Consider the following 26,161-nt stretch of genomic DNA (forward strand, 5'->3'; position numbering starts at 1 on the left):
TATGTTAACTAAGCGAATTATACCTTGTTTAGATATAAAAAATGGTCGCACCGTAAAAGGTGTAAACTTTGTTGATTTGCGTGACGCCGGAGACCCGGTAGCACTGGCAAAACAATATGCAGATCAAGGTGCTGACGAATTGGTGTTTTTAGATATAACAGCTACTTTAGAAGCACGGGCTACAACATTAGAAATGGTTCTTCATGTAGCAGAACAAGTCAATATTCCATTTACCGTTGGTGGTGGTATTTCTTCTATTGCACATGTAGATGCTTTATTAAAAAATGGAGCAGACAAGGTGTCAATTAACTCGTCTGCTGTTAAAAGACCTGAATTAATAAATGAATTGGCAGATAAATTTGGCAGTCAGTGTATTGTAGTAGCTATTGATGCAAAACAAGTTGATGGGCAATGGAAAGTGCATTTAGCTGGTGGAAGTATTCCAACCGAAATAGATTTGTTTAAATGGGCAAAAGAAGTTGAAGAGCGTGGAGCAGGTGAAATCTTGTTCACATCAATGAATCATGATGGTACTAAGAATGGTTTTGCTAATGAAGCGTTGGCTAAACTTTCAGAGGAGTTAAATATTCCTATAATAGCCTCAGGAGGTGCAGGAAATGTTCAGCATTTTGTAGATACATTCAAAAAAGGAAAATCAGATGCTGCTTTGGCAGCTAGTGTATTTCATTTTGGTGAAATTCCAATTCCTAAACTAAAAAAAGAATTGAAAGAACATAATATTGAAGTAAGACTTTAAAAGATGAAAATAAAATACGACGATAAAGGCTTAGTTCCTGCCATCATTCAAGATGCAACAACCAAAAGTGTTTTGATGTTAGGTTATATGAATGATAAAGCTTATAAAAAAACAATAGAAACAAAAAAGGTTACATTTTTTAGTAGAAGTAAGAAACGGTTATGGACTAAAGGAGAAGAAAGTGGCAATTTTTTGAACCTAGTAGATATTAAAAATGATTGTGATAATGATTCGTTATTAATTGCTGTAAATCCAGTAGGACCAACTTGCCATACTGGGAGTGACACCTGCTGGAAACAAGAAAACAAATCCTCTTATGGGTTCTTTTCAACTTTAGAAGATATAATCGCAGAACGTGTTGCTAATAAAGACACAGCAAAATCTTATGTTGCTAGTTTGTTTTCAAAAGGCATTAATAAAGTAGCCCAAAAAGTAGGAGAAGAGGCTGTTGAAACCGTTATAGAAGCAATGGATGATAATAATGAACTGTTTCTTTATGAATCGGCAGATTTATTATTTCACTATCTAATGCTGTTACAAGCTAAAGGTTTTTTATTGAAAGATATTGAAGAAGAACTAAAGGGTAGGCATAAATAGTAAAAAGCAATAAAACCTCTGATGCCTTTTTAATTATTAAATGTGTTTGTTTATCTAAAATAGCCAACCATTAGTTTTAGGTTTTCTTGTATAGTAGCAAAAGGAGCTGTAAACCAAGCTAGATACAATTTATAAATTTTTGGTACAATTTGTAAATTGATATGTTTTTCATCTCTTTAAAGATTAAAATGAAGAAATATTATTATCTCATTTCTATTCAGTATTTAGGCTATCGTTTTCATGGTTGGCAAAAACAACCTGATGTAAAAACGCTGCATTTAATGGTAGATAGAACCTTAAATTTTATTTTAGAAGGCAAGCGATTTAAAAGTTTAAGTTCAGGAAGAACAGATGCTATGGTTTCTGCAGAATCTGCAGCATTTGAGTTATTTTTATTTGAACCTATTGAAGATTTAAACGCCTTTTTAAAACTATTTAATTACAATTTACCACAAGATATTCGCGCATTAAATATTAAAGAAGTTGATGCTAAATTCAATATTATAAACAATCCGAAAGTTAAAGAATATTTATATTTATTTGCATTCGGACAAAAATGCCATCCGTTTTGCGCACCTATTATGACTACTATTCATGACGATTTAGATATTGATTTGATGAAACAAGGCGCAAAACTTTTTGAAGGTAAACACTATTTTAAATCCTATTGCTTTAAACCAACAAATAACGGCATTTACAACAGGGATATTTTACTCTGCGAACTGATTGGAAACACAATTTATACAGCCAGTTTTTTTCCAAAAACATCTTACTTACTAAGAGTAAAAGGCAAGGGATTTATGCGAAATCAAATAAGATTAATGATGGGGACTTTAATTGATTTGGGAAAAGGAAAATTATCTTTAAACGATATTAAATTAAGTTTAAAAGAAGACACTGCAAAAAAAATGGATTATATAGCGCCTGCTTCGGGTTTAATTCTAAACAACATAGAATTTGAATAATAATAAAGTTTTGTAATTTAACGGTTCATATTCGACTTACTATATTATAACTAATCAATTTAAAGTGAAAATTTTATGAGTACATTAGTGTTAAAATCTGCATTAACTTTTTTTAAGAAACTAGAAAAGAATAACAATCGTGATTGGTTTAACGAAAATAAACCTGAATTTAAAACTATAGAGGCAGATATTAAAAAAGTTTATAATTCTATTCTAGAAACGTTAAATACTCACGATGATATAGATAAATTAAAAATGTTTAGAATTTATCGCGATGTCCGTTTTTCAAAAAGCAAAACACCTTATAAAACACATTTTGGAGGAGCATTTCACAGAACAAAACCTAAACTACGAGGTGGTTACTATCTACACATACAGCCTAATAACGAAAGTTTTATTGCAACTGGATTTTGGGAACCAGCAAAAGAAGATTTATTGCGAATTAGAAAAGAGTTTGAAATGGATGATACTGAAATCCGTAAAATTATTAACAATAAAAAAATTAAAAATATTTGGGGTAACTTTGTTGGAGACGAAGTAAAAACCTCACCTAAAGGTTTTAGTAAAGAGCATAAAGCAATCGATTTAATAAAGAAAAAACAATATATTTTTGTTAAGAAGTATACCGATAAAGACCTTTTATTACCTAATTTTATAAATGATGTAAATGCTTCGTTTAAAGCTATTCGTCCATATTTTGATTATATGAGTGACGTATTAACTACAGATTTGAATGGGGTTTCTTTGGTTGATTAAACGGCAGCCAACAAATCAGGTTTTTCAAATAATTGAATATTGCTTAGCAGGCGCTCTTTTACAATATTCATCATGCGTTTATTTAAAGCCGAAGAATTTTTAATATAAATTAAATATTCATCAACTGTAAAAAGACCGATAATCATTCCTTTTATTGAGTTACGAAATTTCATGTCTTTTTGCACAGCATTCTCAATATAATCCATACGCTTTTGTAGCGATAAATCATAAAAAACAGATTTATGCTTAACCACATAATTTTTAAATACTTCAATAAGCAGTTCACTTTGCAACTTTATAACAGGTCGTAAAACAGAGTTCTGAAAGTGCTCATCAGCACTCATGCAATCATTAATTGTAATTGAAGAAATTTCTGGTCGCGTATTTTTTAAATTAACAGTTCTTGAGCTCATGGTTTAGGATTTTTATTAAATGTATCAATTATTAAAGCTTATAAATTTATGCTTGCTCTATAATTATTAACTAGGTTATTAACATTAAATATTTATATTTATTAAAAATAGATTACTATTAAATGAAGTTCGGAAGCGTTGATAACCTAGAACATATAGATTTTATTTTATCCAAAGATAATCCAGGCACTAAGTCTGTTTTAAACGGTGCAAAAGATGATAATTTCCCTGAAGTTTACGTTGGGTGTGCAAAATGGAATAGGACAGACTTAAAAGGCTTTTATCCCAAAGGCACAAAAGACGAGTTAGTTTATTACTCATCACAGTTTAATTCTATAGAGTTAAATGCTACATTTTACCGTATTTTTCCTGCTGAACAATTTGCTGCTTGGTATATAAAAACACCAAAGGGGTTTAGGTTTTTTCCCAAATTAAATCAAGAAATTAGCCATTGGAAACGGTTATTAGATGTTAATGATGTTGTTGAGAATTATTTATACAATGCTTCAAATTTAAAAGAAAAACTAGGCACAATATTTTTGCAAATGCACTCAAATTTCACTCCAAAAGACTTCGATAGAGTAGTTAATTTTGTTGAAAATTGGCCAAAAGAAATTTCGTTAGCTATTGAGTTTAGACACACCAATTGGTATAACGATAAAGTTATTGCAGAAGATTTATATCAACTTTTAGAAACAAATAACATATCTAATGTTATTGTAGATACAGCAGGTAGACGAGATTTGCTGCATATGAGACTAACTAATGCTACAGCTTTTGTGCGTTACGTTGGTGCAAATCATAAATCCGATTATTTCCGCTTAGATGATTGGGTTGAACGCTTAAAATTATGGAAAAGTCAAGGTGTAAAAGAGGTGAATTTTTTTATTCATCAAAATATTGAAAAAGAATCTCCTTTATTATCGGCTTATTTTATTAGAAAGCTGAATGATGAGTTAGGCACTAATTTAATCATTCCAAATAAAAACACGCCATAATTGAAATTTAACGATTCTTGGCGGTTAAGAATGCTAGGCAATAACTAGAAAATATTTAAGCTAAGACATGCGAATTGGCTTAATAGAGGTAAATACAATCTAAAAATACAATAAAGACTAGAAGATTTAGCAGGAGATAATCTTAATCGCTTTTTTGATGAAGATTTACAATCAAACAAGCCTAAAGATACTTCAACAATTAAAGAAAGAAGCATTATCATCAAATAAATTATTTTTCTTGACTTTCGTAAAAAAACACCATTAAAATATTTTCAAGAAACGCTTTGTTTTATTGAAGTAATTGTTGTTTCCTCTACTATCATTAACAATTATGTAAAAATGTTGAGCATCGTATCATACATCATTACATTTAGCTAGAAAACAAGCAGTATTTTTTAAATTTGTAACCTTACTAATTACAAGTTATTTTATGAGTAAAACATTGTTTGATAAAGTATGGGATTCGCACGTTGTGCGACAAATAGAGGGTGGACCAGATGTATTTTTTATAGATCGCCATTTTATACACGAAGTAACAAGTCCAGTTGCCTTTTTAGGATTAAAAAACAGAGGTCTAAGTGTATTATATCCTGAGCGTACTTTTGCTACTGCAGACCATAATACGCCAACTATAAATCAACACTTGCCAGTTGAAGACCCGCTATCTGCTAATCAGCTTAAAGCTTTAGAAGATAATTCAAATGAATACGGCATTAGCCACTGGGGGTTGGGACATAAAAAAAATGGAATTGTACATGTAGTTGGACCAGAAAACGGTATTACATTTCCAGGAGCCACTATAGTTTGCGGTGATTCGCACACATCAACTCACGGCGCTTTTGGTGCTATTGCTTTTGGAATTGGCACTTCAGAAGTTGAAATGGTACTCTCAACACAATGTATCATGCAGCCAAAGCCTAAAAAAATGCGCATTAATGTTAATGGGCAATTAGGGAAAGGGGTTACACCAAAAGATGTGGCTTTATATATTATTTCGCAATTAACAACCTCTGGTGCTACGGGCTATTTTGTAGAGTATGCTGGTGATGTGTTTGAGAATATGACTATGGAAGGCAGAATGACGGTTTGTAATTTATCTATTGAAATGGGTGCCCGTGGTGGTATGATTGCTCCAGATGAAACAACTTTTGAATACTTAAAAGATAAGCCTTTATCATTAAAAGGAAAAGCTTGGGATAAAGCTGTTGAACATTGGAGAACTTTAAAAACGGATACTAATGCAACGTTTGATAAAGAATTAACATTCAATGCTAGTGATATTGAACCAATGATTACCTACGGCACAAATCCGGGAATGGGTATGGGTATTTCTAAAAACATTCCAAATGCTGAAGCTGTTGAAGGAGGCGTAGCAACCTATAAAAAGTCTTTAGACTATATGGGTTATGATGAAAATGATACGATGATTGGAAAAAAAGTAGACTATGTGTTTTTAGGAAGCTGTACTAATGGTAGAATAGAAGATTTTAGAGCTTTTGCATCCATTGTTAAAGGTAGAAAAAAAGCAAATAATATTACAGCGTGGTTAGTTCCAGGATCTCATGAGGTTGAAGATAAAATTAAAGAAGAAGGTATTTTAGACATTATAACCAAAGCTGGTTTTACATTACGTCAACCTGGGTGTTCGGCATGTTTAGCTATGAATGATGATAAAATTCCAGCAGGTAAATATGCAGTGAGTACTTCAAACAGAAATTTTGAAGGCCGCCAAGGTCCAGGCTCTAGAACAATGCTAGCTAGCCCATTGGTTGCAGCAGCAGCAGCTGTAACAGGTGTTATAACAGACCCAAGAGAATTACTTTAAAAAAAACTTAATAATAAATTGTGCCAATAGCCAAAAGCAAAAGGCCAAAAGCAAATAAAAATGGCTTACGATAAATTTAATATACTAACAAGTACAGCGGTTCCATTACCATTAGAGAATGTAGATACCGATCAAATAATACCAGCACGCTTTTTAAAAGCTACTGAGCGTAAAGGCTTTGGTGATAATTTATTTCGTGATTGGAGATATAACGGCGATAATACACCAAAAGAAAGCTTTGTATTAAACAATCCTATTTACAGTGGAAAAATTTTAGTTGGTGGTAAAAATTTTGGTTCAGGCTCTTCAAGAGAACATGCGGCTTGGGCGGTTTACGATTATGGATTTCGTTGTGTAGTGTCGAGTTTCTTTGCAGATATCTTTAGAAACAATTGTTTAAATGTTGGTGTATTACCAGTGCAAGTTAGTCCACAATTTTCAGAACAGATTTTTGAGGAAATCTATAAAGATCCAAATACAGAAATAGAAGTAAACCTTGAAAACCAGACCATAACCATTTTATCTACTGGTGCTCAAGAGTCTTTTGATATAAATAGTTATAAGAAAGAAAACATGCTTAATGGTTTTGATGATATTGATTACCTTCAAAATATGAAAAGTGACATAGAATCATTTGCTAACGATTTGATTCTATAAATGGCAACAAGGCGAATTGAAATAATGGATACGACATTGCGCGATGGTGAACAAACATCGAGTGTGTCGTTTTCTGCTTCAGAAAAATTAACCATTGCTAAGCTGCTCTTAGAAGAATTAAAAGTTGATCGTATTGAGATAGCATCAGCACGAGTATCTGAAGGCGAGCTACAAGCAGTAAAAGATATTACCCATTGGGCAATTAAACATGGATATTTAGACAAGGTTGAAGTGCTCACTTTTGTTGATAATGGCGTATCAATTGATTGGATGATTGAAGCAGGAGCTAAAGTTCAAAACCTTCTAACTAAGGGCTCTTTAAACCATTTAACCCATCAACTTAAAAAAACTTCAAAACAACACTTTAGCGAGATTGAAAAATCTTTAAAATTAGCTTCTGAAAAAGATATTGAAACTAATGTTTATTTAGAAGATTGGAGTAATGGTATGAGAAACTCCAAGACATATGTATTTGAGTTTTTAGAGTTTTTATCTACCCAGCCTTTAAAACGCATTATGCTGCCAGACACCTTAGGTGTTTTAACACCAAAAGAATCCTATGAATTTGTAAAAGAAATAAAAGATAAATATCCTAATTTACATTTCGATTTTCATGCGCATAACGACTATGATTTAGGAGTTGCTAATGCCATTGAAGCGTTAAAATCAGGTGCCGATGGTTTACATTTAACTATTAATGGTATGGGAGAACGTGCAGGAAACGCCCCTATGGCTAGTACTATTGCAGTTATAAATGACTTTATGCCAGATATAGAAATTGGGGTTAATGAAAAAGTTTTGTATACCGTTAGTAAGCTAGTGGAAAATTTTTCTGGAGTAATGATTCCTGCTAACAAACCTGTAATTGGTGCTAATGTATTTACACAAACAGCTGGAATTCATGCCGATGGCGATAATAAAAAGAACCTATATTTTAGTGATTTATTACCTGAACGTTTTGGAAGAACCAGAAAATATGCTTTAGGAAAATCCTCTGGGAAAGCTAATATTCAAAAGAATTTACAAGAATTAGGACTTCAACTTAATGATGAAGATTTAAAAAAAGTTACCCAACGAATTATTGAATTAGGTGACAAAAAGCAAGTCGTAACAAAAGAGGATTTGCCCTATATTATTTCTGATGTTTTAGATAGAACTTATGAAGAAAAGGTCATTGTAAATTCCTATGTATTAACGCACTCAAAAGGATTAAAACCATCAACAACGGTTTCTATTAGTATTGAAAATGAAACTTTTGAAGAGCACGCACAAGGCGATGGACAGTTTGATGCTTTTATGAATGCGATTAGAAATGTTTTTAAAAGAAAAAAAACGGTATTACCAGATTTAATTGATTATGCTGTTAGAATTCCTCCTGGAAGCCGGTCTGATGCTTTATGTGAAACCATTATTACATGGAAAAACACTGAAAAAGAATTTAAAACACGTGGTTTAGATTCTGATCAAACCGTATCAGCTATTAAGGCAACTGAAAAGATGCTAAACATTATTATTAACTAGAATTACAATATATATAATAAATTATGAAATTTAACATAGCCCTTTTAGCCGGAGACGGCATAGGACCAGAGGTGATAGATCAAGCCGTAAAGGTGAGTGATGCAGTAGCTAAAAAATTTGGACACGAAATTACTTGGAAACCAGCCTTGACAGGAGCAGCTGCCATTGATGCTGTTGGTGAGCCTTATCCTGATGAAACACATGATGTATGTGCTACTTCCGACGCTGTTTTGTTTGGTGCTATTGGTCATCCTAAGTATGATAATGATCCAAGTGCTCCGGTACGACCAGAACAAGGTTTATTAAAAATGAGAAAAAAGCTAGGGTTGTTTGCTAATGTGCGACCAACATTTACTTTTTCATCGCTATTAGATAAATCACCACTAAAAAAAGAGCGAATTGAGGGTACCGATTTAGTATTTTTAAGAGAGCTAACTGGTGGTATTTACTTTGGAGAAAAGGGGAGGAGAGATGATGGTGAAACAGCTTATGATAATTGTGTTTACACAAGAGCAGAAATACAGCGCTTAGCTAAAAAAGGCTTTGAATTAGCTATGACTCGCTCTAAAAAACTTTGCTGTGTAGATAAAGCTAATGTTTTAGAAACTTCGCGTTTATGGCGTGAAACCGTTCAAGCTATGGAAAAAGATTATCCTGAAGTGGAAGTAAGTTATGAATTTGTTGATGCTGTTGCAATGCGCTTGGTACAATGGCCTAATGAATATGATGTATTGATTACTGAAAATTTATTTGGAGATATTTTAACTGATGAGGCTTCTGTGATTTCAGGATCTATGGGGTTAATGCCATCGGCATCTATGGGAGCCGACATTGCCTTGTTTGAGCCTATACATGGTTCTTATCCGCAAGCTACAGGATTAAATATAGCAAATCCAATGGCAACGGTTCTATCGGCTGCTATGATGTTTGAAACCGCTTTTAACTTACCAGAAGAAGGTAAAGCTATTAGAAACGTTGTAAACAAAGCGCTAGCTGAAGGTATTGTTACTGAAGATTTGGCAAATGGTGGAAAAACCTATGGAACCAAAGAAGTTGGTGATTGGTTAGCCGCAAATATTTAAAAAAAACAATCCCTTGTATGTGTTTTTAAAAATGGATTTAGTAACTTTATTCTAAATCCATTTTTTTATGGTTGGTTTTATCAGTATTAATTTTAAAAATAGAAATCATGAGGCTATTAAAAATTACAATGCTGTCCCTTTTCTTTTTAACTACCTATTCATCTTATTCTCAAAACATTGGTGATTTTACATCAGTAACGCCAGCATCACAAACGGATCAATTTGTAATTCCGTCTACTCACAAGTTTCAAAAGATTATAGAAACGGGAGACCCCTTAACAGCAGGTGGTAACTTTAAAGTAAAACCAGATTTTACTGCTTATGTACCTATTTCTGGTAGTAGTACTAATGGTTATTTAAGTATAAATTCAGAAGGAAGTATATTAACTGATGGAGGAGGAGGCGTACAAATATTAGATATCAATTTTAATGCTACTACTAAATTGTGGGAGACAACCGCATCAGAAGATTTAAACTTCGCAGCAGTTGGAGGTACGGCAGCAAACTGTTCTGGTACCGTAACCTCTTGGGGAACAGTAATTTCTTGTGAGGAAGTTGCTTATAATGAAGGAGGTACGGGGTTAACAGATTTTAATTTTGATGGTTATAATGATGTAGGTTGGAATATTGAAATTAATCCAGCAACAAAAACAGTAATTGGCAAACATTGGGCCATGGGTAATTTTAAGCATGAAAATGTTGCTATTCATTCTAATAACCGAACAGTTTACCAAGGAGCAGACGATACCGTTGGACATGGCTTTTTATATAAATTTGTTGCAACAAATGCTCAAGATTTAAGTGCTGGTAATCTATATGTGTTTTCAGGCTCTAAAAGTGGTGTAGGTTCATGGATATTAATTAATGACAGTACAAATCCTTCACATCAATTACCAGCACATCGAAATATTACCAATAGCCTTAGTAAGGCAGCCGGAGCTACAGTGTTTGAAGGTATAGAAGATGTTGAAATTGGTCCAGATGGTATGATTTACTTTGCTGTTAAAGGTGCTCCAGACCAGAGAGTTTATAGGTTTTCAGATTCTGATCCACTTGAAGCATCTGCTTCGACTGTTACTATGGAAACATTTGTTGGTGGCATGAGCTATGATATTAATGATGGAGTTAGCACCACATCAGTAGCCTGGGGAGGAGGCAATGATAATTTAGCTTTTGATGGAGACGGAAATCTTTGGGTACTTCAAGATGATAACTCTGGGAGTAAACAATTTTATATTTGGGTTGTTAAAAATGGACATACACAAGTGAGCCCGCAAGTTGAATTGTTTGGTATTACTCCACATGATGCTGAGCCTACAGGTATTACATTTACGCCAGATTATAAATACTTATTTATGTCGTTTATGGCTCCAAATCCAACCAACGTAGCTAATCAGTCTGATGCTGCTGGAAACATAGTTAATTTTGATAAAGGGACTAGTTTGGTTATTGCCCTATCAGGAAATTTAGGATCGTCTCTTTCTACCGATGATAGGCAATTTGATAAAGCTTATACATTTTATCCAAACCCAGTAAATTCATCAAGAGAATTAATAATAAAAGGCGAGGATATTAATAACGTTAAGCTGTACTCAATTTTAGGAAAGAAAATATTGGATATTGACTATAGTGATTTAAGCGAAGTGAAACTTAACCTTAGTGATATTCAATCAGGTCTTTACCTTTTTAAGGTGAATGATAAAGAAACTTCAAAACTAGTTATTAACTAGGGTTTTGAATATTGATAGTTGCATTACTAGGTAATTCAAAAATTTCTAAATCGAAATAGGGAAGTGCTGCAATTAGGTGATCGAATATATCTGCCATAATATACTCGTAGTTTGCCCAACGCTTATCGCTACTAAACGCATAAATTTCTAAAGGAACTCCTTGTGTTGTTGGTGCTAATTGGCGCACCATAATCATCATATCTTTATTAATTGCAGAATGCTGATTTAAATAAGCATCGATATATTTTCTAAAAACCCCAAGGTTAGTTAGGTTTCTACCATTTAATAAGAGTGCTTTATCGGCATTATTACTGACATTATAAGACTCAATATCGCTTTGTCTAGTTTCTAAATAGGATGCGATTAACTGAATTTTTTTGAGTTCTTGAATATCTGTATCGGTTAAATATTTAACACTACTTTGTTTTAAAAATAAAGCTCTTTTAATTCGTCTTCCATCCGAACTTGTCATGCCTCTCCAGTTTTTAAACGAATCAGAAATAAGTGCATAAGTTGGAATTGTTGTAATGGTTTTATCGAAATTTTGAACTTTAACTGTTGCTAAGGTTATTTCAATAACATCACCATCGGCGCCATATTTTTCAAATGTAATCCAATCACCTATGCGAACCATATCGTTTATGGAGACTTGAATGCTTGCTACAAAACCTAAAATAGTGTCTTTAAAAATCAATAAAATAACTGCTGATGCAGCACCTAAGCCAGTTAGAAAATCAATAAAATCAATTTTATAAACAATAGCTATTGCAGACATAAAACCTGCTACCCATGCAAAAATCATGAATACTTGTATATAGCTATCTATAGGTTTGTCCTTTAGGTTTGGTAAAGTTTTTAAGTAATCTTTTAGAGTGTTTAATAAACTTCTAACAATCCAAAGTGTTAAAACAATGGCGAATACTTTTAATCCTTTTTCAACAATATCCTCAAAAGAAGGAAAATGAAAAAAAACAGTTGGTATAAATTCAATAGCAATTAATAAAGGGACTATGTGCGCAATATTCCTTGGAACTTTATTAGCTATTAAAAGGTCATCAAAATTAGTTTTAGTTTTAATAGCTAATTGAGTAAATGAAACTCTAATGAGCTTTCTAATTACAAAATCTGCAATAAACACAGCAATTAATAAAACAAGTAATAGAGCAAGCATATTTAAATACTCTGCTGTGGTTTCTGAAGCTCCAACAGATAGGAAGTAGTCGTAAAGTAAATATTTATAATTACTCATTATTTTGCAGGTTTTAAAAAATGTTTATCAATATAAAATGTTCCAAACGGAATAATAGATGCTAAAAGTACCATTGCAAACTGTTTCTTATTCCAAGAAAAATCTTTTTTAAAAACAAAAGCTAAGACAATATATGCAATAAATAAGATACCATGAGGCATACCCAAGAGTTTTACATACTGCGGATTGTTTGCTAAATACTTTATGGGAGTGGCAATAAATAATAATAAGATATATGAAAGACCCTCAAAAAGGGCAACAATTCTGAATATATTGATAAAAGAAAACATACGTAATAATTAATTTTGTGCAAAAATAGTACAGAAAAGACTATAAAAATGTATTTTAAGACTTTTTTATAGTGCGTTGAAAATGACGAGTCCATAAATTACAAACCGCAATAAACGTAAAGCTCCAAATAGTACTACTACTTTAAAAGGAAATTTTATAATGCCCGCAGCAATGCATGATATTGAAAAAGGAAGCGGAAGTAATGCACCTGCAATAATTAAAAAGCCACCCCATTTTCTAGAGTTTTTTAGCTGTTTTTGCATTTTTACCTCTAAATAGTTGTGTACATAAGGAATTTTGGTAATCATTTTTCCAAGATGATACGATAACAAGCCAGCAGTATAGGAGAGTATGGCTAAAATACTTAAGTAGCCCCATGGATTTGACATTTTTCCTGCCCAAGCTATAAATATTTCGGGTGGAATTAAACCTAAAAATGTTTCAGATACGAAGAAGAAACTTAGGACTCCTTGAGAGGGTAAAATTTCGGTTAATTTTATTAAAGCATCATTAATATTAAAAAAATGATTTACTACATAAACTAGAATTATAGCACCAAATATATATGGCAAAGCTTTTTTAACGGCTTGCCATACAAAAGAATAAAATCCAGTATAAGAATAGTACTGATGTAAGAGCTTCAGTCTAGATTTTTGCTTTGGTTTAGAATTCATTTAAATTAGATAAATTTTAGGGGATACAAATATACAGTTTGACAATTTGTTAAAAAAGTAAACTTTGTTAATTTGTTTTTTATTAACTAGAAAGTAAGAGTAATCAGAATAGCTAATAAACATTCTATTTTACATAATATAAATTATAGTACAAATGTATTGTTTAGTATTTATGATGGTTTATCCATTTGATAGCTATAATGTAGTATTATGTAAAATATCCCAGAAGTATTCGTATTCATAAGAATAATTGGAACTTGGGTCATTAAACTATTAAGCGGTTTGCTTCACAGAGTTTTTTAAAACATTATGTATCTATAATAAGCCGTTATGTAAAATAGCCGCTACCAAGCGCTCGATTGTTTTATAAAATCAAATTGCTCTGGCAATTTATTTTACACACAATTATCCAACGCTTGCCAACGCCAAAATAAAAGCTAACCTTTTTGCTCTCATTAAAAATCGCGTATTCGATAAAATGTACGTCATGAAAAATTTTAAACGATTCTCGTAAGCTTGCCACAAGAGCATAAATTTTAAGAAAAATAAAATTCTATGCACTTGTTATATTTAGAACTTCAATTAATCTTTTTTTTCTTCTTTCATTATCTTTTGTCTTGAAACAAAAGAAACAAAAATTCAAGGCTGCATATAATTTTGGAAACAATTAACGGCTCATTCGCTATATTTTTGGAAACATTGTAACTGGTTAACATTGCTTTGAAATCCCTTGTGTAATTGAAACTTTCAAGAAACGGTATAACTAAACCCCTAAAATATGGACGCTCATTTCTCCTATTGTTTTAGCCAAAATCTTATGAGGCCAAGTTTAACATCGAGATTCTATTTTACATAATAATATTAATCTTCAAAAGCACTGAATAATTTATCATTAACATTATAAAAACTTACTAATTTAAAGGGCAATTCTTCCTTTTTAAGGAATTCCGTTGCTAATTGTTCCGATGTTAATATAATTGGAATAACATCAAACTCTTTTAAATCAATTTTATATTTTACTCCAAGCAAATCTTTATTCGCTATAACCCATTCATACCTTTCCTTATGCTTTTTTATCCACCCTTTCTTTGATTCACTTCCAAATAAGTTATTTACCTCTTCTACTAATTGCTTAACATTTTTTGCAGCTTCAGTATTCTTGCATTCAAGTAAATAGATTTTTTTTAATTCTTTATTAATTACTAAAACATCGATATCGCCAATATCTTTTGAATGCTTTAATTGAGATTTAGTATTTATTTCAACTTCTTTATCAATCAAAGAATTTTCACTCTTATCATTAAAAAACTCAAAGACTTCATTTGTAAAATCCTCTCCTTTTTTTTCTAAATTCCTTCCTATAACTTTTATTAATTTACCTTCAGGTTTAGCTCTTAACTTTCCTGAATAAAACAAATAAAGTAAAAACTTTCCTGATTTTATTAACTGTCGTGGTCCTACGTAATATTTGTTTTTATTCTTTGCTACATCATAAACTTTCACAAGAGGTTTTTGATTTAGCGATAATCTTCGATTAAATCTCCAAGGAAAAATATCATAAGTTTCCATTCCTTCAGGAAGTTCCATAATGTGCTTCCTTTTACCTAAAGAAAAATGATTTAATAGTGCAATTACTTCCTCTTTACTTATTTCTGGCAATATCTTTATGATTTCTGTAATTAATTCGTCTTCATAAAAAATAGAACATCCTGGGTCCTTGAAAAAACAAACACCACTCAATGCTTGAGTGAATTGAATTAGTTGAGTTAAAGTAACACCATACTCATCTTTAAATGCTTCTTCTGTTTTTTTTGTAAAAACATCTGTTCTATCATCTTCTGGCAAGTCAGCATAATTATTATTATAATTTTTTATTGCATCATTAACGTTTTCACTTGACTTTGACAAACTATAAGGTTTGAATACTTGTTCTGATAAAATCTTATCTGTACCAATTCTTCCAGACTTTAAGACATCTATTTTTATTTCAAACAAATCATAATTTACTTGATCACCAATCATTCCCCAATTAATTATTTGATCCATCATTGCTAGTAAATTATCTATATTTTCCTGGCTTGGTATGAGCTTACCTTTTCCTGGACATGCAGCTATATGTTCAATTAAACATCTAATCTGAGCATAAAATAATACCACAATCATATGGTGTATTTAAAGTTTTGTGACCGTCTACTGCCCAAGAGGTTGCTTTTGAAATTCCTTTAGTTAAGTATTTTAATTCTTCAACAGCATTTGCCCATAATCCAAATGCACCATCAATGTGCACCCAGGAGTTAGCTTTATTTGCTTTTTCGCAAATGGTTTCAAAGTCATCAAAAGCTCCACTATTAACATTACCAGCTTGTAGAATTAATATTGTATTTTCATCTAAATCTGGCATTAAATCAGCGATAATTCTACCTTGATTATCAACGTCTACCCATTCTATATTATCTACCCCTAATCCTAGTATACCTATAGCTTTTAATATCGTAGAATGGGCTTGTTTACCAGTTACAATTCTAATTTTTGGAGCATTAGTTAAACCTTTATTATTTATGTCCCAGTTATTTCTTTGTAGTATTCGATATCTGGCCGCAGCTAAACCACATAAACTGGCAGTAGAAGTTCCACTCACAAATCCAGCTGATGATTTGTTTGGCAGATGGAATAATTCTATGAGCCATTTTTCAACAATTGTTTCTAGCTTGCTTCCAATTGGAGATAGAACATTCATTGAAGGAGCTTGATCCCAAATAGTCCCTAAATTTTTAGCGGCTAAACCAACAGGCAATGCACTACCTATTACAAATCCATGATACCTTCCTCCCAAAGTAGCTGTAGTAGCGGGACTGCCATATTGGTTCAGCATATATAGTACGGATGAAGCTCTAGTCGATTCTTGAGGAAATTCTTCATCAAACTTTGATAAATTAGCTAAAGCTTCGTCAGTAGGATATACATTTCTATCAAAAATATTATCTAAGTAATCAAAAGTATATTGATGTGCTTGTTTAAATATTTCTTTGTTTTTTATTTCTTGAAACATTTGATTTTGAATAATATCGTCTTTCATTTTTATTTACTTTTTATTATGTTGTATTTTTCTTTATAATATAACATTATAGGTTGAAAAGGACCAAGTTTATGTTGTTCCGAAGGAAAATTATCTGCCCAAGGACCATATGGCGTCGAGACTGGTTTTAATTTAATATTCGGAAAATCTGCTTTTTTATTTTTCTTTTTAGGTCTAGCATATGTATTTATATATGCAGCAATATTGTATGCTTCTTCATCGGTTACTTGCGGTGAATTATAGGTAGCGCCAAGAGGCATATTTGCTTTTATAAATTCTGCAGCAGTGATAACTCGATTCATTCCTGCTCCATCATTATAAGTGGTTTTACAAAGTTTGTACACGAAACCGAAATATCTCATAGCAAACATATTATTACAGAACTACTAGAGACTCTTATAGATGCAAATGAAATGGATCTTCAAATCTCAGAAATTGAGGGTGATGCCGTCCTTTTTTACAGAAAGGGCAGAAAACCTACAGCTGCTGAAACACTTGCGCAAGTACAAAGAATGTATATTAAATTTCATGTGGTCTTGCGAAAATATGAATCCCAAAGAATTTGCCAATGTGGTGCATGTATAAATGCTAATGGCCTTACCCTAAAGTTCATCATCCATTATGGGGATATATCAATTAATCAAGTTAAATCCAGGTCAAAACTTTTCGGAAAAGATCTGATAGTGGCTCACCGACTTATGAAAAATGACATCTCTTTAAAAGAGTATGTTTTGATTACCAACCAACTTATTAATGCCTGTTCCTCTTGGGTTGAAATAGAGCATGTAGCTTGGGAAAAACCAAGTCATGCCAATGGTAGTTATGATTTTGGTTCTATTAAATACTGCTACTTATCGTTAGCTCCTTTAGAATCACATATTCCCCAACCTACTATTGAAGATTATGCCCCCGATTCAAAAATGAGTAAAATTCTCTCTGTAGAATCCGTCATAAATGCACCCATTGAATTTGTTTTCGATATTGTTTCTGACACCCATGCTAAGCATCTCTGGATACTTCATGTTAAGGGAAGTGATAAGACAAATGGCAAGATTGCCAAAAATGGCAGTACCCATAGGTGTATCATGAATGAAGATGAAAATGATCCATTTTTAACATCTCATAACTTTAAAATAACTAAGGATTTAATAACATGGATTGATACAAATCATACGGGAAAATCTGATCTCATTATAACGCTTCAACGTATTTGAAATAGTATAACTAGAATAAATTTAACGATTATGCAAAAACAGAATTTTATCAAAAAAATATTATATAATTTATTTAAAAAGAAAGGCTTTGTTCAATTCTATGGAGGTTCATTAGAAAATCTCAGTGAATATTGCAAGAATTTAGAAAAAGAGGGGCAAGGACATTCTTCTGGTATTTTGTTGGAACCTGCGTAGATTGCATTTTAGAATGCCCTAATAAGCTATTAACTACTTCCATAGGCACATATTAAATAACAATATTGTACTGGTAAACACTCTTAAAATAGAAACAACAACCCTCTTTAATTTTGATAACTAAACCACTATGGACTAAAGTACCATAGGTTTTTAAATCTGACTAAAGTCAGCAGTACGCAAACAATTCGTGATTACTCAAGTATAAAAGAATCTGTATCATTGTTTGATTTGCGATGATGTTCTAAATATTCATTTACCATTTCATCTGTAATATTACCAGTACTCCAACAACCAAATCCTATAGCCCAAAAATGCCGCCCCCAATATTTTTTGTGCAATTTCGGGAACTCTTGCTGCAATCGACGAGAACTTCTCCCCTTCATTTTCTTTACTATACTGCTAATATCTTGTGATGGACGATATTCTATATGCATATGAACATGATCTTTACTAACAACCCCTTTCAAGATATTTATCCCTTCCGCATCACAAATCTGTATCAATATAGACCTACACTTTTTTTGGATATCACCTTCCAAAACTGAATATCTGTATTTTGTACTCCAAACTATATGTACTGTTAATCTAGAAACAGTATGTCCATTTACTCTTTGCTCTGTCATAAACCAAAGATAAAAATTTTTAGAAGCTAAAGCGAGATGCACTAAAGTGCATAGTTTTAACTAAATTTGAGACCAATAAAGTTGATAACTTGACTTTGACAACTTTGACAGGTTATTTTATAGAATTTAGCACACTCTGTAAGCTTCTAATAAAGAATAAAACCATATTGTCATTTGCAAAACCTTTACGAATCTTTTTAAAGGCAATACTCATTTGTGCTTCAACTGTCTTAATTGAAATGTCCAAAATGCTTGCTATATCCTTATATTTTACACCCTCCATTTTGTTCATTTGAATAATTCGTTTACATCTTGGAGGTAATGAATCAATTATTAAGTACATCCTTTTAATCCGCTTTTCCATGGCTTCATTATCTTCTTCAATCCTATCATTTAAAGAGCGTTGCCATATATCATCCAAAAGCTTAATTCTTTTCTTATCTTTTCTGACACTATCAACGTAACGGTTATAAGCTATAGCATAAAGATAATTTTTAGGTGATTTAATATCATTCAATTTATGGCGGTCCTTCCAAAAATCAATAAAGGCCTGTTGTACTATATCTTCCGCTTTCATTTGGTCATGAGTATACGTTACTATATAGGCTACTAATCGGTCATAGTATTTTTCAAACAAATATTTAAAGGCTTTTTCATCAGCCCTTTTTAATGTTTTAACAGCATCTATTTCATTCATAACCATGAAATTTTGGTAAAGATTAAAAAAATAATTGATTTTTTTTTAGGGGTTTTATTTAATTTATACGCATTAGTATAATGAAGGCCAAACAATTTTTCTTTTAGGATAGATAAGATTAATACATATTTATGAAAACCATAATCACAAAACTGTTTACTGAAACGATTACCGATAAAGAGTTAATAAAGCTCCAAGAATGGTTAAAGGACTCTAAAAACCAAGAAACACTTGAAGGGTACGTGCGTAATTATCATGATCTTAATATTTCAACTTTAAAAAATGATATTGATGGAGCCTACAAAAAGGTTATGCAGTCAATCGAATACAAACAGAAACCAACTAAGGTAATTCCACTAAACAAAAGAATTATTTTCAAATACGCCGCAGCCATTTTAATATTTGTTTCCGTAGGATATTTCTTTTTAAGTGATAACAACACTGTTGACACTAATACTCCAATAATTGTAAATAACAACTTTAAAGTTGGTACAGATAAAGCCACCTTAACCTTGGGAGATGGATCTCTTGTGGAACTGGAGAAAGGAAACACAGTCGCAACCCAAAATGCCAATAGTAACGGAGAACAGATAGTTTATACTTCAGACACTAAAACTAAATCGAAAATCGATTATAATTATTTAACCATTCCGCGGGGTGGACAGTTCCATGTGATTTTATCAGATGGCACTGAGGTATGGTTAAATTCTGAAACTCAATTAAAATATCCAGTGGCTTTTATTGAAGGCCAAGCACGACTGGTGGAATTGGTTTATGGTGAAGCCTATTTTGATGTGTCTCCTATTACAAATAATGATTTTAGTGTTTTTAAAGTATTAAACAAAGGTCAAGAAATTAATGTTTTGGGTACAGAGTTTAATATAAAAGCTTACAAAGATGAAAACATAATTTATTCAACACTTATTGAGGGTGAAGTAATGATTAACTCCAAAGGCCGCAAAGAAACTCTTAAACCTGGTCAACAATCGGTCTTAAATCTTTCAAATAACACTTTAGCTGTTGTGGCTGTAGATGTTTACTCTCAAACATCTTGGAAAGATGGTGTCTTTAGTTTTGAGAATATGAGGCTAAAAGATATCATGATAACACTTTCTCGTTGGTATGATATCGATGTTTTTTTTGCTGATTCTGAGATTGAGTTATTAAGGTTTAATGGAGGTTTAAAAAAAGAACAAGACATAGAAAGTTTATTATCACTTATTTCAAGTAGCCTAGGTACAATTAGCTACGAAATAAATAATAAAACGGTTGTGCTTAAAAAGGTAAAAACTAATAAATGAAAGTCTAATCCAAATATATATAATAATATGAAGTAAAACAACATGATATTTAATAAATAAAAAAGGGAAAAGGAAGCTTTGAACTCACACATACAAACTTCCAAATTCCCTACAGTGGTATTAATTAATTTAAATAACTAATCAATAACATACAAAATTATGAAAAACAAACAATTAACAGTACTTTTTTATATAAAAAAAAGGCTGTTTAAAGTAATTATGAAAATATATTTATTACTACTTTGTACTACGGTCTTTAGCCTTTCATCAAACAATATCGTATCTCAGAATACCAAAGTGAGAATTGATGTTGATAAAATAGCTACAATAGACCAAGTCTTTAAAATAATTAATAAGCAGACCGATTATTCATTTATTTATAAGTCTGATTTGTTTGAGGGTCTACCAAAAGTAAAACTTAAAAAGGGTAGTATTCGAGTTAGTGAATTACTAAATGGTGTAATTGCAGCAGATAAGTTCAATGTCATATTATCACACAATAATTCTATCATTATAAAGACAAAGGACAAAAAACAACAACGTGAGATTACAGGTCTCGTTTCCAATGAATCGGGATTTCCTTTCGAAGGAGTGACAATAATAGTTAAAGGAACAACAATTGGAGTAGTTACAAATGTCGACGGTGTATACAAAATAAAAGTTTCAGACCCAGATAATGTTTTGGTTTTTTCTTATTTAGGTTTTAAAACTCAAGAAATTACAGTTGGAAACCAAGATGTAATCGATGTGAAATTACAAGAAGATACAAGCGAACTAGAAGAAGTTATCCTTGTTGGCTATGGAACAGCTAAAAAGAAAGATTTAACGGGATCAGTGTCTTCAATCAAATCTACAGACATTAAACAAATTAAATCACAGACAATAGACCAAACCTTTATAGGTAAAATGCCTGGAGTATATGTTGCTGCAGATGCTGGACCTCCAGGTAGTGGAGCATTGGTAAATATTCGTGGCCTAAGCCAATTAATAGGAGACAATCAACCCTTATATGTCGTTGATGGGATCCCAATTGTTGTTAGACCGAGATTTGAAGACAGGTTTAGTATAGGAGTATCTGGAGACAGAGAAAATCCTTTATTGTCTATAAACCCTGAGGATATAGAAAGGGTAGATGTTTTAAAAGATGCCTCAGCTGCAGCAATATATGGTTCAAGAGCTGCAAATGGAGTGATTTTAATAACAACAAAACGAGGAAAAAGAAACCAATCAACAAATTTTAACTTTTCCTATAACTCAACTATTCAAAACCCTTTAAATACATACGATTTGCTAAATGCGTCTCAGTTTCGGGAACATATAATAAGTCAAGGTAGTGAAGGACTTCTTAATCCATCCTTTGGAAATGCTGATACAGATTGGCAAGATGAGATTACAAATAATAACGCTTTATGGAATCAATATAATTTTAATGTTTCAGGCGGAACTTCTAAATCAAATTACTTTGTTTCTGCTAACGTTACCGAACAAGAGGGAGTAATGTTAGGTAATAAATTTAGTAGATATAGCATTTCTAGTAGTTTAGATACCGATTTAAATGATAGATTAAAAACGGGATTTAACTTTAGTTACAATTATAGTATAAACAAAACATCTCGCTTAAATAGTTTGGCTGCAGGTGGATTTTGGAGACCAGACCTACCTGTATTTAATGATGATGGCTCATATTCTACGATTACAAATTTTTTAGGGGATATAAGAAATCCTGTTGGAGATATGGCTAAGGCAAAAAACAAAGCTGTAGCCCAAAATTTTGTTGGATCTGTTTTTGGAGAATTCAAAATCATTGATGAACTGAGTTTTAGATCTCAGATAGGCATTAATATTACCAACGACAAAAGTACAGCTTTTACTCCATCGTTTTCTACTTTTGCATTATTCGATCAACGATTTAATGGTAGAGCTGGAGCGCAGTTAAATATTCAACATAACAACGGAATAAGCGCTTCATGGTCTAATACTTTAAATTTTAATAAGACCTTTAATGATATACATACACTAAACGCAGTTGTAGGTATTGCTCACGACTACTCTAAATTAGAATTAGACTCTCAAGCTTACTCTGGTTTTCCTGATGATGAAATTTTAACGGATATCCAATCAGCGCAACAATTAGATTTTAAATCAAGCGACGCCTCTCAAACAGCTCTAAACTCTTTATTCGCAAGAATAAATTATAATTATGATAACAGGTACTTGTTGACTTTTACTGCAAGATCTGATAAATCCATAAAGTTTGGTCCAGATAACCGTAGTGGATTTTTCCCATCTGGTGCTATAGCTTGGAATTTACACAATGAAAAATTCTTAAAAGACAACGATCTAATAAGCCAAATCAAACTTCGTGCTAGTATAGGTCGCACAGGATCAGATAATTTACCAGCATTTACATTTCTTGCAAATTATGCTGCACAAAATAGTGGTGGTTCAATTTATGATGGTGTAAATGGTATTGTTGTAACAGGTATTCCAAACGATGAAATTCGATGGGAGGAAACAGACCAATTAGATATAGGTTTGAATTTTGGTTTATTTAATGATCGTTTAAGCGGTGAGATAACTTATTTTGAAAAAAAGACTAGTGATATTATTTTATTAACCCCGCTGCCTGCACAAACTGGGTTTAGCAGATGGAATTCAAATATAGCTGATGTTTCTAATAAAGGATGGGAACTATTAATAGGTGGTGATATTATTAGAAGTAAAAATTTTAAATGGAATTCTTCATTTAATATTTCATTTATTGATAATAATGTTGATGCTTTAAATGGAGGGCAAACAACTTCTTTTGGTAGCTTTGGTATTAAAGAAGGTCAACCTATAGGCTTTATTGAAGGTTATGATATTATTTCTATTGCTCAAGCCCAAGATGAGATTGATGCTTTAAATACAGCTGCTCCTGATGGTAATTACTATAGTGGCTTAACTCAGCCAGGAGACTATATATATAAGGATGTTAATGAAGATGGTGAAATCACTTCTGAAGATATAGTGCCTTTAGGGGATATCAACCCAGACTTTTTTGGTGGATGGAATAACACATTAAGTTATAAAAATTTTGACTTTACTTTTAACTTTAACTATGTAAAAGGTAATGATAAAATATGGTTTCGAGGTGATGCTGAGCTTTCAAACGTTAATTTGTTTAGAAACGTAACAACTAATGTATTTAATACTTGGTCACCAGATAACACCGATGCTGAATATGCGCGTTTTGGCTCAAGAACCCATGAGCGAAATAGTAAAATTATTGAAGATGCTTCTTATATAAAATTAAGGTCTGCTTCAATAGCTTATAATTTTCCTAAACATTGGTTGAATAAAACAGGTCTTAATAATGTTAAATTATCAATATCTGGAAATAATTTATTTGTAATCACCAATTACCCTGGTATAGATCCAGAAAGTAACGATGGGCTAACTACAGGAAGTACAGTTTACTTGCAAAATGATAATGGGTTCTCATATCCACAAATGAGGACTTTTACTATAGGAATAGATATAGGTTTATAAAATTTAAAATGAAAAAAATGAAAAAAATGAAGTTTATATATATAAAAGCTATTTGCTTATCGCTATTGTGTTTATCATCTTGTCAATTAGCTGAAGATTTAGATGACATAAAACCACTATATACATTAGATGCAGAAATAGCTATTGTTGATGAATCAACAGCTGAATTAGCTTTAGCAGGAGTTTATGCAGGATTTCGACAAAGTAATAATGGAAGTGGTAATCCAGAAATTTATTTAATACCTGGATTAATGAGCGGCATGCTTGTAAATCATTTCGTTTTCAACAACGGCCCAGAAGGACGATCTTATGTTGCAAATAATCCATTATCTGATGCCACAAGTGCAAATATAGGTGCTTATACTCGTATGTATGATTTGATCAATAGAACAAATTGGTTTATTGAAAAGACAAGTGAACTTTCTGAAAGTGAATTTTCTTCGCCAGATAGAAAAACAACTATGATAGCTGAGGCTAAAGCTATAAGAGCTACAGCTAACTTTCTTTTATTACGCCTTTGGGGACAGTTTTATGATTCATCATCAAAATATGGTATAGTGCTTAGAAAAGAGCCCGCGAGATCGGCAGAGGCTCTACCAAGAAGTTCAGTACAAGAGACATATGATGCTATTATTGAAGACTTAGATGCTGCGATTGCTTCTGCTCCAGATTTAAGAGCTAAATATTTTATTAATAAAACTTACGCAAAAGGGTTAAAAGCTAAAGTAATGTTATACCAAGGAGACTATACAGCTGCAGCTAATCTTGCAAAAGATATTATGGATAATTCAGGGTCAAATTTTGCTTTGGAACCAAATTATGGAGACATATTTTTAGATCATACAACTCCTGATCTGTTTAGCAGCTCTGAAGTTTTGTTTGCTCCTAAAGGTGAGCCTGGAGCAATTTTAGGTATTGGTAATTTTACTGGATTTTGGGCATCTATAAACCCTACTTTTTCAGCTGAGGCTTCAAAATCTACAACAATAGATGGACAAACTATTGTTCATGATGGCACAAGATTATCTTCAACCATATATAATTCAGGTTTTTTTGGTTATGACACCTTTAAATATAATACTCGATCTCCTGGTCAACTATACGAAATGGTATATCTGCTAAGAATGGCCGAAATTTATTTGATTTATGCAGAAGCAGACGCACGTGCTAGTAATAGTGTAACTTCTGAGGCTTTAAAAGCTTTAAATGATATAAGAATAAGAGCTGGTGCAACTTCTACTGGCGGTGATGGTTTTGAAACGTATCCAGCGTCTATCTCTTTATCACAATTCCTAGAGGCTGTTCGTGTCGAAAAGCAAATTGAATTGGCTGTAGAAACTGGTGAAGAATGGTTTGACCTAGTAAGATACCATTTTATAGATGGGTTTGATGTAACAACCGTAAAACCTTCAGCTACTATATCAGATAAATATATTTTGCCTATTGATGCCGTATCTATTCAAGCAGGAGGTGGAGTTGTTGAACAAAACCCTTCTTATTGATTTATTTGTATGGCATAATAAAAAAATAATTTATTTGATTATCGTTTAAATATTTGAATTAGTTAAAAAAGACAGTACTAAGCAATTAAGGCCTTGTACTGTTTTTTTAGGTTATTATCACAAAATGAGACCGTTGCAAGGTGTTTGCTTAATTTCTCAAGATTTCGTATCTTTTGTATATGGAATTAATAAAGCACCCAACCCTAGCAGATAGTATTTGCGATATACGTTCTCGCAAGATAAAGCGGACCTTTTTCACACAAATTAATACTCTTTTAGATTGGCAGCCAATCATAAAGGTTTTAAAGAAGCATTATACTAAAGGACAAAGTGCCACAGGTAAACCTAGCTATAGTGGCTTGCTCCTTTTTAAAATGAGTCTATTATACCATTTTAAATAGTAAAAGTCGTTATATTTTAGTATCTTTCACTATGGCAAAACCGAAAGAATTTACAATACAAGAATCTGTTTCTACGCTTGAAACACTTCGCAAACAACAAACT

The 26,161-nt window shown here is 32.1% G+C and carries 25 protein-coding genes; 16 read left to right on the forward strand and 9 right to left on the reverse strand.

The window, feature by feature from the left end; genetic code table 11:
- The first annotated feature begins 1 nt into the window (after position 1).
- The 4 genes from hisF to L3X37_RS09960 all read left to right on the forward strand — a co-directional run bounded on the left by hisF (position 2) and on the right by L3X37_RS09960 (position 3,075).
- Positions 2–757 carry an imidazole glycerol phosphate synthase subunit HisF gene (gene hisF / locus L3X37_RS09945; RefSeq protein ID WP_237240028.1) on the forward strand — a complete coding sequence of 252 codons (756 nt, stop codon included), beginning with the start codon at positions 2–4 and terminating at the stop codon, positions 755–757.
- Positions 758–760: 3 nt separating this feature from the next.
- A complete protein-coding gene (gene hisIE / locus L3X37_RS09950; RefSeq protein ID WP_237240029.1) occupies positions 761–1,354 on the forward strand; it encodes a bifunctional phosphoribosyl-AMP cyclohydrolase/phosphoribosyl-ATP diphosphatase HisIE in 594 nt (197 codons plus the stop codon).
- A 188-nt stretch (positions 1,355–1,542) separates the two neighbouring features.
- Positions 1,543–2,319, forward strand: a complete 777-nt coding sequence (locus L3X37_RS09955) for a tRNA pseudouridine synthase A (RefSeq protein ID WP_237240030.1) — start codon at positions 1,543–1,545, stop codon at positions 2,317–2,319.
- Between the two features lie 75 nt (positions 2,320–2,394).
- Positions 2,395–3,075, forward strand: coding sequence for a DUF2461 domain-containing protein (locus tag L3X37_RS09960; RefSeq protein ID WP_237240031.1), 681 nt, complete (start codon positions 2,395–2,397; stop codon positions 3,073–3,075).
- On the opposite strand, the gene L3X37_RS09965 is transcribed toward L3X37_RS09960, so the two are convergent.
- The gene (locus tag L3X37_RS09965) at positions 3,072–3,488 is read right to left on the reverse strand and encodes a glyoxalase (protein ID WP_237240032.1); all 417 of its coding nucleotides are present in this window, start codon (positions 3,486–3,488) and stop codon (positions 3,072–3,074) included. The genes L3X37_RS09960 and L3X37_RS09965 overlap by 4 nt on opposite strands.
- 122 nt (positions 3,489–3,610) lie before the next feature.
- Between L3X37_RS09965 and L3X37_RS09970 the strand changes: the two genes are divergently transcribed.
- The 6 genes from L3X37_RS09970 (at position 3,611) to L3X37_RS09995 (ending at position 11,301) form a co-directional block, all read left to right on the forward strand.
- Positions 3,611–4,486: a DUF72 domain-containing protein gene (locus tag L3X37_RS09970; RefSeq protein ID WP_237240033.1), complete on the forward strand. Its 876-nt coding sequence runs from the start codon at positions 3,611–3,613 to the stop codon at positions 4,484–4,486.
- 430 nt (positions 4,487–4,916) lie between these two features.
- Complete coding sequence (leuC, locus tag L3X37_RS09975; RefSeq protein ID WP_237240034.1) at positions 4,917–6,311, forward strand: 3-isopropylmalate dehydratase large subunit; 1,395 nt, start codon at positions 4,917–4,919, stop codon at positions 6,309–6,311.
- Between the two features lie 60 nt (positions 6,312–6,371).
- A complete protein-coding gene (gene leuD, locus L3X37_RS09980; RefSeq protein ID WP_237240035.1) occupies positions 6,372–6,968 on the forward strand; it encodes a 3-isopropylmalate dehydratase small subunit in 597 nt (198 codons plus the stop codon).
- Positions 6,969–8,489, forward strand: coding sequence for a hydroxymethylglutaryl-CoA lyase-like TIM-barrel protein (locus L3X37_RS09985; protein ID WP_237240036.1), 1,521 nt, complete (start codon positions 6,969–6,971; stop codon positions 8,487–8,489).
- A 23-nt stretch (positions 8,490–8,512) separates the two neighbouring features.
- Entirely contained in the window at positions 8,513–9,571 is a 1,059-nt protein-coding gene (leuB, locus tag L3X37_RS09990; RefSeq protein ID WP_237240037.1) for a 3-isopropylmalate dehydrogenase, read from the forward strand.
- Between the two features lie 107 nt (positions 9,572–9,678).
- Positions 9,679–11,301, forward strand: coding sequence for an alkaline phosphatase PhoX (locus tag L3X37_RS09995; protein WP_237240038.1), 1,623 nt, complete (start codon positions 9,679–9,681; stop codon positions 11,299–11,301).
- On the opposite strand, the gene L3X37_RS10000 is transcribed toward L3X37_RS09995, so the two are convergent.
- The 6 genes from L3X37_RS10000 to L3X37_RS10025 all read right to left on the reverse strand — a co-directional run bounded on the left by L3X37_RS10000 (position 11,294) and on the right by L3X37_RS10025 (position 16,953).
- Positions 11,294–12,550 (reverse strand): mechanosensitive ion channel family protein, encoded by a 1,257-nt coding sequence (locus L3X37_RS10000; protein ID WP_237240039.1) that lies wholly within the window; start codon positions 12,548–12,550, stop codon positions 11,294–11,296. The two genes, L3X37_RS09995 and L3X37_RS10000, sit on opposite strands and share 8 nt — an antisense overlap.
- Positions 12,550–12,840, reverse strand: a complete 291-nt coding sequence (locus L3X37_RS10005) for a DUF3817 domain-containing protein (RefSeq protein ID WP_237240040.1) — start codon at positions 12,838–12,840, stop codon at positions 12,550–12,552. The genes L3X37_RS10000 and L3X37_RS10005 overlap by 1 nt, the downstream gene beginning before the upstream one ends.
- A 66-nt stretch (positions 12,841–12,906) precedes the next feature.
- Positions 12,907–13,515: a YqaA family protein gene (locus L3X37_RS10010; protein ID WP_237240041.1), complete on the reverse strand. Its 609-nt coding sequence runs from the start codon at positions 13,513–13,515 to the stop codon at positions 12,907–12,909.
- Between the two features lie 861 nt (positions 13,516–14,376).
- A complete protein-coding gene (locus L3X37_RS10015) occupies positions 14,377–15,678 on the reverse strand; it encodes an anti-phage protein Upx-like protein (protein WP_237240042.1) in 1,302 nt (433 codons plus the stop codon).
- The gene (locus L3X37_RS10020; RefSeq protein WP_237240043.1) at positions 15,647–16,591 is read right to left on the reverse strand and encodes a pyridoxal phosphate-dependent decarboxylase family protein; all 945 of its coding nucleotides are present in this window, start codon (positions 16,589–16,591) and stop codon (positions 15,647–15,649) included. Before L3X37_RS10020 ends, L3X37_RS10015 begins: the two co-directional genes overlap by 32 nt.
- A gap of 2 nt (positions 16,592–16,593) precedes the next feature.
- On the reverse strand, positions 16,594–16,953 hold the full coding sequence (locus tag L3X37_RS10025; RefSeq protein ID WP_237240044.1) for a c-type cytochrome: 360 nt from the start codon (positions 16,951–16,953) through the stop codon (positions 16,594–16,596).
- 12 nt (positions 16,954–16,965) lie between these two features.
- Here L3X37_RS10025 and L3X37_RS15285 point away from each other — a divergent pair, with 12 nt between their 5' ends.
- Together L3X37_RS15285 and L3X37_RS10035 are read left to right on the forward strand one after the other, a co-directional pair.
- Positions 16,966–17,805 carry a DUF2652 domain-containing protein gene (locus L3X37_RS15285; RefSeq protein WP_369409890.1) on the forward strand — a complete coding sequence of 280 codons (840 nt, stop codon included), beginning with the start codon at positions 16,966–16,968 and terminating at the stop codon, positions 17,803–17,805.
- A 30-nt stretch (positions 17,806–17,835) separates the two neighbouring features.
- Positions 17,836–18,000: a hypothetical protein gene (locus L3X37_RS10035; protein ID WP_237240046.1), complete on the forward strand. Its 165-nt coding sequence runs from the start codon at positions 17,836–17,838 to the stop codon at positions 17,998–18,000.
- 194 nt (positions 18,001–18,194) lie between these two features.
- On the opposite strand, the gene tnpA is transcribed toward L3X37_RS10035, so the two are convergent.
- Both tnpA and L3X37_RS10045 read right to left on the reverse strand, forming a co-directional pair.
- Positions 18,195–18,626 carry an IS200/IS605 family transposase gene (tnpA, locus tag L3X37_RS10040; protein WP_237240047.1) on the reverse strand — a complete coding sequence of 144 codons (432 nt, stop codon included), beginning with the start codon at positions 18,624–18,626 and terminating at the stop codon, positions 18,195–18,197.
- A gap of 112 nt (positions 18,627–18,738) precedes the next feature.
- The gene (locus L3X37_RS10045) at positions 18,739–19,323 is read right to left on the reverse strand and encodes an RNA polymerase sigma factor (protein ID WP_237240048.1); all 585 of its coding nucleotides are present in this window, start codon (positions 19,321–19,323) and stop codon (positions 18,739–18,741) included.
- 131 nt (positions 19,324–19,454) lie between these two features.
- On the opposite strand from L3X37_RS10045, the gene L3X37_RS10050 reads away from it, so the two are divergent.
- The 4 genes from L3X37_RS10050 to L3X37_RS15530 all read left to right on the forward strand — a co-directional run bounded on the left by L3X37_RS10050 (position 19,455) and on the right by L3X37_RS15530 (position 26,058).
- On the forward strand, positions 19,455–20,624 hold the full coding sequence (locus L3X37_RS10050; RefSeq protein ID WP_237240049.1) for a FecR family protein: 1,170 nt from the start codon (positions 19,455–19,457) through the stop codon (positions 20,622–20,624).
- A 219-nt stretch (positions 20,625–20,843) separates the two neighbouring features.
- The gene (locus L3X37_RS10055) at positions 20,844–24,155 is read left to right on the forward strand and encodes a SusC/RagA family TonB-linked outer membrane protein (RefSeq protein WP_237240050.1); all 3,312 of its coding nucleotides are present in this window, start codon (positions 20,844–20,846) and stop codon (positions 24,153–24,155) included.
- Positions 24,156–24,181: 26 nt separating this feature from the next.
- Positions 24,182–25,657, forward strand: coding sequence for a RagB/SusD family nutrient uptake outer membrane protein (locus tag L3X37_RS10060; protein WP_237240051.1), 1,476 nt, complete (start codon positions 24,182–24,184; stop codon positions 25,655–25,657).
- A 179-nt stretch (positions 25,658–25,836) separates the two neighbouring features.
- The gene (locus L3X37_RS15530; RefSeq protein ID WP_500814675.1) at positions 25,837–26,058 is read left to right on the forward strand and encodes a transposase; all 222 of its coding nucleotides are present in this window, start codon (positions 25,837–25,839) and stop codon (positions 26,056–26,058) included.
- Positions 26,059–26,161: the final 103 nt, after the last annotated feature.

Origin of the sequence: Wocania arenilitoris, assembly GCF_021728535.1 — a bacterium.
Classification (GTDB): domain Bacteria; phylum Bacteroidota; class Bacteroidia; order Flavobacteriales; family Flavobacteriaceae; genus Wocania_A; species Wocania_A arenilitoris.

What these genes read in the sequence shown, in the direction of transcription:
- L3X37_RS10000 (WP_237240039.1), bottom strand. Translation starts at nt 12,550, where the DNA reads ATGAGTAATTATAAATATTTACTTTACGACTACTTCCTATCTGTTGGA.
- L3X37_RS10060 (WP_237240051.1), top strand. Translation starts at nt 24,182, where the DNA reads ATGAAGTTTATATATATAAAAGCTATTTGCTTATCGCTATTGTGTTTA.
- L3X37_RS10045 (WP_237240048.1), bottom strand. Translation starts at nt 19,323, where the DNA reads ATGAATGAAATAGATGCTGTTAAAACATTAAAAAGGGCTGATGAAAAA.
- L3X37_RS09985 (WP_237240036.1), top strand. Translation starts at nt 6,969, where the DNA reads ATGGCAACAAGGCGAATTGAAATAATGGATACGACATTGCGCGATGGT.
- hisF (WP_237240028.1), top strand. Translation starts at nt 2, where the DNA reads ATGTTAACTAAGCGAATTATACCTTGTTTAGATATAAAAAATGGTCGC.
- L3X37_RS09995 (WP_237240038.1), top strand. Translation starts at nt 9,679, where the DNA reads ATGAGGCTATTAAAAATTACAATGCTGTCCCTTTTCTTTTTAACTACC.
- L3X37_RS10005 (WP_237240040.1), bottom strand. Translation starts at nt 12,840, where the DNA reads ATGTTTTCTTTTATCAATATATTCAGAATTGTTGCCCTTTTTGAGGGT.
- L3X37_RS09960 (WP_237240031.1), top strand. Translation starts at nt 2,395, where the DNA reads ATGAGTACATTAGTGTTAAAATCTGCATTAACTTTTTTTAAGAAACTA.
- leuD (WP_237240035.1), top strand. Translation starts at nt 6,372, where the DNA reads ATGGCTTACGATAAATTTAATATACTAACAAGTACAGCGGTTCCATTA.
- L3X37_RS10025 (WP_237240044.1), bottom strand. Translation starts at nt 16,953, where the DNA reads ATGAGATATTTCGGTTTCGTGTACAAACTTTGTAAAACCACTTATAAT.
- leuB (WP_237240037.1), top strand. Translation starts at nt 8,513, where the DNA reads ATGAAATTTAACATAGCCCTTTTAGCCGGAGACGGCATAGGACCAGAG.
- L3X37_RS10020 (WP_237240043.1), bottom strand. Translation starts at nt 16,591, where the DNA reads ATGAAAGACGATATTATTCAAAATCAAATGTTTCAAGAAATAAAAAAC.
- L3X37_RS10055 (WP_237240050.1), top strand. Translation starts at nt 20,844, where the DNA reads ATGAAAATATATTTATTACTACTTTGTACTACGGTCTTTAGCCTTTCA.
- L3X37_RS10015 (WP_237240042.1), bottom strand. Translation starts at nt 15,678, where the DNA reads ATGATTGTGGTATTATTTTATGCTCAGATTAGATGTTTAATTGAACAT.
- tnpA (WP_237240047.1), bottom strand. Translation starts at nt 18,626, where the DNA reads ATGACAGAGCAAAGAGTAAATGGACATACTGTTTCTAGATTAACAGTA.
- L3X37_RS10010 (WP_237240041.1), bottom strand. Translation starts at nt 13,515, where the DNA reads ATGAATTCTAAACCAAAGCAAAAATCTAGACTGAAGCTCTTACATCAG.
- L3X37_RS09955 (WP_237240030.1), top strand. Translation starts at nt 1,543, where the DNA reads ATGAAGAAATATTATTATCTCATTTCTATTCAGTATTTAGGCTATCGT.
- hisIE (WP_237240029.1), top strand. Translation starts at nt 761, where the DNA reads ATGAAAATAAAATACGACGATAAAGGCTTAGTTCCTGCCATCATTCAA.
- L3X37_RS09965 (WP_237240032.1), bottom strand. Translation starts at nt 3,488, where the DNA reads ATGAGCTCAAGAACTGTTAATTTAAAAAATACGCGACCAGAAATTTCT.
- L3X37_RS10035 (WP_237240046.1), top strand. Translation starts at nt 17,836, where the DNA reads ATGCAAAAACAGAATTTTATCAAAAAAATATTATATAATTTATTTAAA.
- leuC (WP_237240034.1), top strand. Translation starts at nt 4,917, where the DNA reads ATGAGTAAAACATTGTTTGATAAAGTATGGGATTCGCACGTTGTGCGA.
- L3X37_RS09970 (WP_237240033.1), top strand. Translation starts at nt 3,611, where the DNA reads ATGAAGTTCGGAAGCGTTGATAACCTAGAACATATAGATTTTATTTTA.
- L3X37_RS15530 (WP_500814675.1), top strand. Translation starts at nt 25,837, where the DNA reads ATGGAATTAATAAAGCACCCAACCCTAGCAGATAGTATTTGCGATATA.
- L3X37_RS10050 (WP_237240049.1), top strand. Translation starts at nt 19,455, where the DNA reads ATGAAAACCATAATCACAAAACTGTTTACTGAAACGATTACCGATAAA.